The organism is Natronosalvus rutilus (assembly GCF_024204665.1).
GTDB classification, from domain to species: domain Archaea; phylum Halobacteriota; class Halobacteria; order Halobacteriales; family Natrialbaceae; genus Natronosalvus; species Natronosalvus rutilus.
In genome coordinates this window covers 3777176-3786994 of sequence record NZ_CP100355.1, presented here as the reverse complement: position 1 = coordinate 3786994, position 9819 = coordinate 3777176, and the positions used below count along the sequence as shown (strand labels likewise).

Here is a 9819-nt window from a genome sequence, read left to right as displayed (position 1 = left end):
AATATTTCGAAACAGAAAATATTATCACGCTGTATGCGGAAGGTGGTCGTGTAATGAGTATCTCAGAATCGTTTCAGGGAGAGGAGCCGGAGCGAGGGACGTGGGAGGACGTCCGCGACCTGCCGCCGAGCGCGAAGCTCGTCGCGAAGGTTCTCGAGTACAACGACACGATGACCCAGCAACAGATCGCCCAGGAGAGCCTGTTGCCGCCGCGAACCGTCCGCTATGCCCTCAGCCGACTCGAGGAGCAGAACGTCGTCGTGTCGCGTTTTTCCTTCTCGGACGCCCGCAAGCGCCTGTACTCGCTCGAACTCGAGCGCTGATCGAGCGCTTCACTTTCGGTCCGGTCGCGGAACCCCTTTAGTCGACGACGCACAATGTCGTCGTAGATGACGCGGGTGATACACACGGGCGACACCCACATCGGGTACCAGCAGTACAACACGCCCGAGCGACGACGGGACTTTCTCGAGGCATTCGACAGCGTCGCGACGGACGCCATCGAGGACGACGTAGACGCCGTGATCCACGCCGGAGACCTCTTTCACGACCGCCGTCCCGGCCTGATCGACCTCCAGGGGACCGTCGAGGTGCTCCGCCGCCTGGCCGACGCCGAGGTTCCGTTCCTCGCGGTCGTCGGCAACCACGAGGGCAAACGGGACGCCCAGTGGCTCGACCTCTTCGCCGACCTGGGACTGGCGACTCGACTCGGGCCCAGCCCGATCGTGGTAGACGACGTGGCCTTCTACGGCCTCGACTTCGTCCCCCGCTCGCGGCGCGAGGACCTCGCCTACGACTTCGACTCGATTCCCGACAGCGCAGAGCACGCCGCCCTCGTGAGTCACGGGCTGTTCGAACCGTTCGCTCACGCCGACTGGGACACCGAAACCGTCCTCGAGGAGGCGTCGGTCGACTTCGACGCGATGTTGCTCGGGGACAACCACGCGGCCGACACCGCGGAGGTGGCCGACACCTGGGTCACCTACTGCGGGTCGACCGAGCGTGCGAGCGCGAGCGAACGTGAGGACCGGGGGTACAATCTCGTCACGTTCGACTCCGACGTGGCGATCAGCCGACGCTCGATCCCCGGCACCCGCGAGTTCGTCTTCGTCGACGTCGATCTCGCGGAGGGGGAGGGCGTCGACCGGGTCCAGGAACGGGTGCGGGAGTACGACCTCGAGGACGCGGTCGTGATCGTCACCGTCGAGGGGGAAGGCCGACCGATCGCCCCCGCGGCCGTCGAGGAACTCGCCCTCGAGCGCGGTGCGCTCGTCGCCCGGGTCAACGACCGCCGGGAACTGGCCGACGAGGACGCCGAGATTTCGGTGAGTTTCGCGGATCCCGACGCGGCCGTCCGCGAACGCGTGCGCGAACTCGGGCTCAGCGACGCGGCCCTCGAGATCGACCAGACGGTCCGAGACGACGACGTGGTCGACGCGAACGTTCGCGAATCGACGAGGCGGCGGGTCGAGGAGCTCCTCGAGTCCGACGACTCGGCGTTCGCTCCGGCCCCGGAACGAGATCCGGCGGACGTCCAGACCGTCGCCGACGCGCTCCCGGGTGGGGACGATACGACGGCGGAAGCGCTCGAGGAGGGCGACGCGGCACTTGAGGGGGGCAACGCGGCGCTCGAGGAGAACGATTCCGACGAAACGGCGGCGGTCACGGAGGTCGCCCCCGAGGCCGACGAAACCGAACCCGACGACGCCGACACCACCTCCCTGGGTGATTTCGCGTGAGAGTCGACTCCCTCTCCCTGCGGAACTTCAAGTGCTACGCCGAGGCCGATCTCGGCCTCGAGCACGGCGTTACCGTCGTCCACGGCGTCAACGGCAGCGGCAAGTCGACCCTGCTCGAGGCCGTCTTCTTCGCGCTCTACGGCTCGAAGGCCCTCGACGACCGGACCCTCGACGACGTGATCACCATCGGCGAGGACGAGAGCGAGGTCGACCTCGCCTTTACCCACGACGGGACAAGCTATCGCATCCGCCGGGAACTCAAACTCCGCGGCGACCGGGCGACGACCACGAAGTGCGTCCTCGAGACGCCTGACGACACGGTCGAGGGCGCCCGGGACGTCCGCCAGGAGGTGACGAAACTCCTGCGAATGGATGCCGACGCGTTCGTCAACTGCGCGTACGTCCGCCAGGGCGAGGTCAACAAGCTGATTCACGCCTCCCCGCGCGAGCGCCAGGACATGATCGACGACCTCCTCCAGCTCGGCGCGCTCGAGGAGTACCGCGAACGGGCGAGCGAGGCCCGCCTGGGCGTGAAGGACGTCCTCGACCGCCAGGAGGGCGCCCTCGAGAAATTGCGAGAGCAGATCGAGACCAAGGAGGACAAGGACCTTCCGGAGCGACTTAACGCCCTCGAGACCCGGCGGGCCGACGTGGTCGCGGAGATTGACAACTTCGAATCCCAGCGCGAGGCCGCCCGGGAAACGCTCGAGGACGCGACGGAGGTCCTCGAGCGCCACGAGGAGACCCGCGAGGAGATCACGGCGCTCAAGGGTGACGTCGAGGAACTCCGGGAGACGATTTCGGCGACCGAACGCGAGCGAGAGCGTTTCCTCGAGACGATTCAGGACCTCGAGTCCGAGCGCGAGAGCGTGCTGGAGGAACGAACATCGTTGCTCGAGGACCTCGAGGAACCGGTTTCGCTCTCGGCAGGTGGCGGTGGGTACTCCGACGGTGTCGACGGTTCCGATGGTCCCAATGACGCCGAGAGCGCTGACGAGAACGCCCCGACCGTCGACGCCCGCATCGACACCCTCGAGTCACGAGACGACGAACTTCGTGACCAGCTCGAGGAGATTCGCGTCGAGATCACCGAGACGAGCGGCGAGGTCGACCGACTCCGAACTCGCGCGGACGAACTCGAGTCGGAAGCCGACGAGAAGCAGGCGACAATCGACGACCTCGCCGAGACGATCGAGGCGGAGGCCGAGACGATCGAACGGCGGGAGGAGACGCTTTCGGACCTCGAGGACGAGATCGAGGCACAGCGAAATCGCTTCGAGGACGCGCCGATCGCGTTCGGCGACGCGGACGACCACCGCGACGAACTGGCGACCCAGCGAGACGAGTACAAATCCGATCTCGCCACCGTGACGGCCAGAATCGAGGCCGTCGAGGCGTCGATCGAGGAGGGCGAGGCCCTGCTCGAGGAGGGGAAGTGTCCCGAGTGTGGCCAGCCCGTCGAGGATTCGCCGCACGTCGACGTACTCGACGAACGCCGGGAGGAACTGGCCGACCTCGAGGCCGAGCGGGACGATATCGAAGCCGACCTGGCAGACGCCGAAACCAGACTCGAGCGCGCCGAGGAGCTGGTCGAGGTCGAGAGCGAGGTCGCAGAGCTCGAGGGGAACCGCGAGAACGTCGCCCAGTTGCTCGACGAAAAGCGCGAGACGATCGCGGAACGGCGCGAGAGGCGCGATGAACTCGGAGAGCGCGTCGAAGACCTTCGGGAGACGGCGACCGATAAGCGCGACGAGGCGGACGACCTCGAGGAGGGGCTGGCCGAAACCCGCGAACGGCTGGGCGACCTCAACGGCGAGCGCGCCGAGATCAAGGCCGAACTCGAGACCCTCGAGTCGGTGGCTTCGCTGACCGACCGGCTCGAGGAGCTCGCGGGCGACCTCGAGCGGGCCCGCACGGAACGGGCGAACAAGGCCGAACTCAACGAGGAGCGCCGGACCCGTCTCTCGGACAAGCGGGAGCGAAAGCGGGCCCTCGAGGACGAGTTCGACGAGGGCCGAATCGAGGACGCGCGCGAGAAGAAACGCAACGCGGAGCACTACCTCGAGCAGGTCGAGCCGAAACTCCAAGAGCTCGAGGAGAAGCGCGAGGGCATCCAGAACGCGATCGGCGCGGTCGAGCAAGAACTGGAGGATCTGGAGGACCTCCGAACGGACCTCGAGCGCGTCGAGGATCGGGTGGCGGACCTCCGGTCGCTGTACGACGAGGCCGAGACGCTGCAGGCGACTTACGGCGACCTCCGGGCCGAACTGCGCCAGCGGAACGTCGAGACGCTCGAACGCTTGCTCAACGAGACGTTCGACCTGGTCTACCAGAACGATTCGTACGCCGCAATCGACCTGGACGGCGACTACCGGCTGACGGTCTACCAGAAGGATGGAGAGGCACTCGAGCCCGAACAACTGTCCGGGGGCGAGCGGGCCCTGTTCAACCTGAGCCTCCGCTGTGCGATCTACCGGCTGCTGGCGGAGGGCGTCGAGGGATCGGCCCCGATGCCGCCGCTGATCCTCGACGAACCGACCGTGTTCCTGGATTCTGGCCACGTCACTCAACTCGTGTCGCTCATCGAGTCGATGCGCGACCTGGGCGTCGAACAGATCGTGGTCGTGAGCCACGACGAGGAACTCGTGGGCGCGGCCGACGACCTCGTGCGCGTCGAGAAGGACGCCACGTCGAATCGCTCGCGCCTCGAGCGGGGCGAACCCCCAGAGGCGGCGCTGCTGGCGTCCGATTGAAGGCTAACGGTTACAATTGACGACTGACGGCTACGGCGGTCGCTCCCCGTCGACCGCCGTTCCCCCGACGAGCACGTCGAGCCCGCGTCTCGCCGACTCGCTGATGGCGTATCCGCGCTCGCCGCCGACCTCGGTCTCCTCTAGGACGCCGCCCGCCGTGAGGACGGTCAGTCGGCCGTGGAGGTCGCTCTCGCAGAAGTCGCTATACCCGAGGATCTCTCGAACGCCGAGAGGGCCGCGTTCGGCGATCTCGAGGACGAGTCCGAGCGTTCGCTCGTCGTGAATCGACAGGAGGAGGGTACGGACGTCGTCGTCGACGGCTCGAGCGGCCAGTTCGAGCGCGGATTGCTCGGGGAGGGCTTCGAGCCGGTCGTTCTCGACGTAGCGCTCCTCGCCGGTGGAGGGATCGCGAACGAGACTCGAGTCCGACGAGCGTTTGACGAGCAGGTAGCGGGTGCCGTCGTCGCCGCGGACGGGTTTCACGGCTGGTCCTCCGCGGTGCTGTTCGCCGAACCCTCGGTCGTTGTCTCGTCGGAAGGTCTTCCGGCGTGGGCGTCGGCTCCGGAATCTTCTGAAACACCGTCGTCGTCGCTCGAAACGGCCGACGGATCGAACGTCCGGTACCGGTAGACGGCGAACCCCGCGAGCACGACTCCGGCCGCGAGCGCCGCCAGGCCAAACTGCGGCATGACGTCGAACGCGAGCAACAGAATCCCGAGTGAGGTCGTGAGAATCGAGGCTTTGACGACGAGTACGAGCGCCCAGAACATCGTAACCAGTTTCGGGTCGGCGTCGCTGGCGTCAGTTTCGACCTGCGGGATCGTCAGCGAGTCGGTGGTCGGATCGTAGAGGTCGCTCTCGGGGTCGACCTCCTCGGGTTCGTGGTCGCTCGGCTCGAGGTCCACGACTGTTCTCAGGGGAGTACCGCAAAAAAGCGTTCGCGTTGGGTTGTCGAGGGGTGTGCACCGCGCACCCCGGGACCGTGCACCTGGGGAATCGAGGCCGCCAGATCAGGCGACTTCCTCGAGCGAGAACGTCTGGGTCGTCTCCATCCAGGCGAGGGGATTTTCGGCGTCGTAAAAGACGGTTCCGTCGTCGGTTTCGTAGCACTCGATCGTGGCGGTGCCTGCTGGTTCGCCACGCGGTTCGCCACCGTCCGTCGTATCGTCGTTCATATGGATAGACACGGCATGTACCTCGTTATGTGCTATGTGTTACCACGTTAAATGTCTTGTTGCCCCCTGTCAGAACACTACCACGTCCGGATTGTGAGCAGGCGACGTGAGTTAGAGCCCGAAAACCGATTCGCGTGGGTTTTTATCCGGTGACTGCCAAAGCCGAGACCATGACTGACGCGGGCCAGGCAGGGCTGGATGCGTTCTCGGCGTCGGACGACGAGGCCGATGAACGCCCCGACGAGGAAGCCGTACACGTCGCCGGCAACGGCGGCGCGCTCGGCAGCGAGGTGATCGACGTGCAAGCGGAGACGCTCCCGGAACCCGACGGGACGCTCGAACTCGCCGTAATGCAGGTCGACTACACCGTGTCGGGCTACGGCGACGACGAGTTCCCGATCGTGCACGTCTTCGGACGCACGCGCGAAAACGACCTCGAGCACGTCAAGGTGCTCGGCTTTCGGCCGTACTTCTACGCGCCGACCGAGACGCTCGAGGAGGACGCCCTCGAGCGCCACAACCGGATCACCGGCTGGGAAGAGGCGGGAGACGACGGGGAACCATACGAGAGTATCCGCGGTGAGCAATTGACCAAGATCTTTGGGCAAACGCCCCGCGACGTCGGCCAGATGCGCGACGAATTCGAGCACTACGAAGCGGACATCCTATTCCCAAACCGGTTGCTGATCGACAAGGACATCCGCAGCGGGATTCGCCTGCCCGAACGACGAGCGGACGACGGGAGCCTCGTCGTACCCCACGACGAACTCGAGGCCTGCGAGGTCGACGCCGACCAGCGCGTCCAGACGTTCGACATCGAGGTCGACGACCGGAACGGCTTCCCCGAGGACGGCGAGGAACCGATCATCTGTCTGGCCAGCCACGATTCCTACCGCAACGAGTACATCCTGTGGATCTTCGAAGCCGACGACGGTGACGGTGAGCCGCCGACGGCCCTCGAGAACTACGACCCAATCGAAGGCGACATCGACCACGAGGTCCGTACGTTCGAGGACGAGGAGGCGATGCTCGAGGCGTTTCTCGACTACATCGACGAGACCGATCCCGACGTTTTGACCGGATGGAACTTCGACGACTTCGACGCGCCGTACTTCCTCGACCGCCTCGAGGTGCTCGAGGGTCCCCACCACGACTTCGACCTGGATCCAGACCGACTCTCGCGAATCGGCGAGGTCTGGCGGAGCAACTGGGGTGGCCCGGACATCAAGGGTCGAATCGTCTTTGACCTGCTCTATGGCTACCAGCGGATGGTCTTCTCGGAACTGGACTCCTACCGTCTCGACGCGGTGGGCGAGGCCGAATTGGGTGTGGGTAAGGAGCGCTATGCCGGGTCGATCGGCGACCTCTGGGAGGATGACCCCACCCGTCTGCTCGAGTACAACCTCCGTGACGTGGAACTCTGCGTCGAACTCGACCGCCAGCAGGAAATCGTCGCCTTCTGGGACGAGGTGCGTACGTTCGTCGGCTGCAAGCTCGAGGACGCACCCACCCCCGGCGATACTGTAGACATGTACGTCCTCCACGAGGCTCACGGGCGATTTGCCCTCCCCTCGAAAGGGCAGCAAGAGGCGGGCGAGGAGTACGAGGGCGGGGCCGTCTTCGAGCCGATCACGGGCGTCAAGGAGAACGTGACCGTGCTCGACCTCAAGAGCCTGTACCCGATGTGCATGACGACGATCAACGCCTCTCCCGAGACGCGGGTCGATCCCGACGAGTACGACGGTGAGACGTTCGTCGCGCCCACGACGCCCGAACCGACCCACTTCCGCCAGGAACCCGACGGCGTCATGCGCGAGATGATCACCGAGTTGCTGGCCGAGCGCGAGGAGAAGAAGTCGCTCCGGAACGAGCACGAACCGGGCAGCCTCGAGTACGAGCAGTACGACCGGCAGCAGGGGGCTGTTAAGGTCATTATGAATTCGCTCTATGGCGTGTCGGGATGGGAACGCTTCCGTCTATATGACAAAGAAGCAGCATCCGCGATCACGGCCACTGGGCGCGAAGTCATCGAATTCACGGAAACTGCCGCAAACGAACTGGATTATCAGGTCTCTTATGGTGACACCGACAGTGTCATGCTCGAGCTCGGTCCCGAGGTCACCAAGGAAGAAGCCATCGAGCAGTCGTTCGAAATCGAGGAGTACGTCAACGGCCGCTACGACGACTTCGCGCGCGAAGAACTCAACGCCGACGAGCACCGCTTCCAGATCGAGTTCGAGAAACTGTACCGGCGGTTCTTCCAGGCCGGAACCAAGAAGCGCTACGCCGGCCACATCGTCTGGAAGGAGGGCAAGGACGTCGACGACATCGACATCACCGGCTTCGAGTACAAGCGATCGGACATCGCGCCGATCACCAAAGAAGTGCAACACCGGGTGATCGAGATGATCGTCCGCGACGGTGATATCGAGGGCGTCGAGGAGTACGTCGCCGAGATCATCGCCGACTTCGAGGAGGGGACCGTCAGCCTCGAGGAGATTGCCATCCCGGGCGGGATCGGCAAGCGCCTGGACAACTACGACACCGACACCGCCCACGTCCGCGGGGCGAAGTACGCGAACCTCCTGCTGGGGACGAACTTCGACCGCGGGAGCAAGCCCAAGCGGTTGTACCTCGAGCGGGTCGACCCCGCCTTCTTCCGACGCGTCGAAGACGAGCAGGGACTGGATCCTCACACCGACCCCGTCTACGGCGCGTTCAAGCGCGACCCCGACGTGATCTGTTTCGAGTACGACGACCAGGTGCCCGAGGCGTTCGCAGTCGACTACGACAAGATGCTCGAGAAGACGCTCAAGGGACCGATCGAACGGATCCTCGAGGCACTCGACATGTCCTGGGAGGAGGTCAAGTCGGGACAGACTCAGACGGGTCTCGATTCGTTCATGTAGGTTCCGGGGGCATCATCGTCTCGAACGAGACCGGGGTCAGGACACGCCGTGCGGGTGCGACGAATATGCTAGCCCGTTCGGTTACCAGTTATGCGAACGACGGTGTACTTACCGTGCTCGGCTAATACAGCGTCGGGCCCCGCGTTCCAGAACGGATACGGACGTTCTCGCCCCCTGCCAGTCCTTTCTCTTTCAGGAAATTATCTTCTCAAATCGGCACATCATCCACTCAGATACGAAACCATTATCAGGCTCACGCCCCACTCTCGAGACGACAGAGGTATCCGATCATATGGCACGCCTAGAACTCAAAAATCTGCACGCGAAAGTAGCTGAGGGCGACGAACAGATCCTGCGCGGCGTCGACCTCGAGGTCAACTCGGGCGAGATCCACGCTCTGATGGGCCCCAACGGCTCCGGGAAGTCGACGACCTCGAAGATCGTCGCCGGCCACCCGGCCTACGAGGTCACCGAGGGCGAGGTCCTGCTCCACCTTGAGGAGGGCGAGTTCGGTGACGAGATCGACATCCCCGAGGACAAGCGAACGTGGAACCTGCTCGAACTTGAGCCCAACGAGCGCGCGGCACTGGGCGTCTTCCTCGGCTTCCAGTACCCGGCCGAGATCGAGGGCGTCACGATGACGAACTTCCTGCGGACGGCACTCAACGCGAAGATCGACGAGCGCGAAGAGCTGTTCGAAGAAGGCGAGAGCGACGACGAGGACGAAGACGACACACCCACCACGTCGCCCATGGAAGGCCCCGCCGACGACGGCGAGATCGGCGTCTCCGAGTTCCAGGACCTCCTCCGGGAGAAGATGGAACAGCTCGACATGGACGAGAAGTTCGCCCACCGCTACCTCAACGCCGGCTTCTCCGGCGGGGAGAAAAAGCAGAACGAAGTACTCCAGGCCGCGATTCTCGAGCCCTCAATCGCCGTCCTCGACGAGATCGACTCCGGACTCGACATCGACCGCCTCCAGGACGTCTCCAACGGGATCAACTCCCTGCGCGACGACCAGGGCACGGGCATCCTCCAGATCACGCACTACCAGCGCATCCTCGACTACGTCAAACCCGACCGAGTCCACATCATGCTCGACGGCCAGGTCGTCAAGAGCGGGGACGCCAGCCTCGCCGAGCAACTCGAGGACAAGGGGTACGACTGGGTGCGCGAGGAGGTCTACGAGACCGCGTAACCGAATCTGCCTAGGCGAACCGTCATAACGCCAGGGCCGCAACCA

8 protein-coding genes are annotated in these 9819 nt (G+C 64.6%); 5 read left to right on the top strand and 3 right to left on the bottom strand.

Annotated features, from left to right (window positions below; genetic code table 11):
- Positions 1–53: 53 nt before the first annotated feature.
- The 3 genes from NGM29_RS18425 to NGM29_RS18415 all read left to right on the top strand — a co-directional run bounded on the left by NGM29_RS18425 (position 54) and on the right by NGM29_RS18415 (position 4492).
- Positions 54–323: a MarR family transcriptional regulator gene (locus NGM29_RS18425; RefSeq protein WP_254158235.1), complete on the top strand. Its 270-nt coding sequence runs from the start codon at positions 54–56 to the stop codon at positions 321–323.
- A gap of 66 nt (positions 324–389) precedes the next feature.
- Positions 390–1739, top strand: a complete 1350-nt coding sequence (gene mre11 / locus NGM29_RS18420; RefSeq protein ID WP_254158234.1) for a DNA double-strand break repair protein Mre11 — start codon at positions 390–392, stop codon at positions 1737–1739.
- Positions 1736–4492, top strand: coding sequence for a DNA double-strand break repair ATPase Rad50 (locus NGM29_RS18415; RefSeq protein ID WP_254158233.1), 2757 nt, complete (start codon positions 1736–1738; stop codon positions 4490–4492). The genes mre11 and NGM29_RS18415 overlap by 4 nt, the downstream gene beginning before the upstream one ends.
- Before the next feature lie 30 nt (positions 4493–4522).
- Here NGM29_RS18415 and NGM29_RS18410 read toward each other — a convergent pair whose 3' ends face one another.
- From NGM29_RS18410 to NGM29_RS18400, 3 genes are all read right to left on the bottom strand, one after another.
- Entirely contained in the window at positions 4523–4975 is a 453-nt protein-coding gene (locus NGM29_RS18410) for a DUF7346 family protein (RefSeq protein WP_254158232.1), read from the bottom strand.
- Entirely contained in the window at positions 4972–5397 is a 426-nt protein-coding gene (locus tag NGM29_RS18405; RefSeq protein WP_254158231.1) for a DUF7322 domain-containing protein, read from the bottom strand. Before NGM29_RS18405 ends, NGM29_RS18410 begins: the two co-directional genes overlap by 4 nt.
- Positions 5398–5502: 105 nt before the next feature.
- Positions 5503–5667: a DUF7331 family protein gene (locus tag NGM29_RS18400; RefSeq protein WP_254158230.1), complete on the bottom strand. Its 165-nt coding sequence runs from the start codon at positions 5665–5667 to the stop codon at positions 5503–5505.
- 170 nt (positions 5668–5837) lie between these two features.
- On the opposite strand from NGM29_RS18400, the gene NGM29_RS18395 reads away from it, so the two are divergent.
- A complete protein-coding gene (locus tag NGM29_RS18395) occupies positions 5838–8576 on the top strand; it encodes a DNA-directed DNA polymerase (protein ID WP_254158229.1) in 2739 nt (912 codons plus the stop codon).
- A gap of 292 nt (positions 8577–8868) precedes the next feature.
- Positions 8869–9774, top strand: coding sequence for an ABC transporter ATP-binding protein (locus NGM29_RS18390; protein ID WP_254158228.1), 906 nt, complete (start codon positions 8869–8871; stop codon positions 9772–9774).
- Positions 9775–9819: the final 45 nt, after the last annotated feature.

What these genes read in the sequence shown, in the direction of transcription:
- NGM29_RS18425 (WP_254158235.1), top strand. Translation starts at nt 54, where the DNA reads ATGAGTATCTCAGAATCGTTTCAGGGAGAGGAGCCGGAGCGAGGGACG.
- mre11 (WP_254158234.1), top strand. Translation starts at nt 390, where the DNA reads ATGACGCGGGTGATACACACGGGCGACACCCACATCGGGTACCAGCAG.
- NGM29_RS18400 (WP_254158230.1), bottom strand. Translation starts at nt 5,667, where the DNA reads ATGAACGACGATACGACGGACGGTGGCGAACCGCGTGGCGAACCAGCA.
- NGM29_RS18395 (WP_254158229.1), top strand. Translation starts at nt 5,838, where the DNA reads ATGACTGACGCGGGCCAGGCAGGGCTGGATGCGTTCTCGGCGTCGGAC.
- NGM29_RS18390 (WP_254158228.1), top strand. Translation starts at nt 8,869, where the DNA reads ATGGCACGCCTAGAACTCAAAAATCTGCACGCGAAAGTAGCTGAGGGC.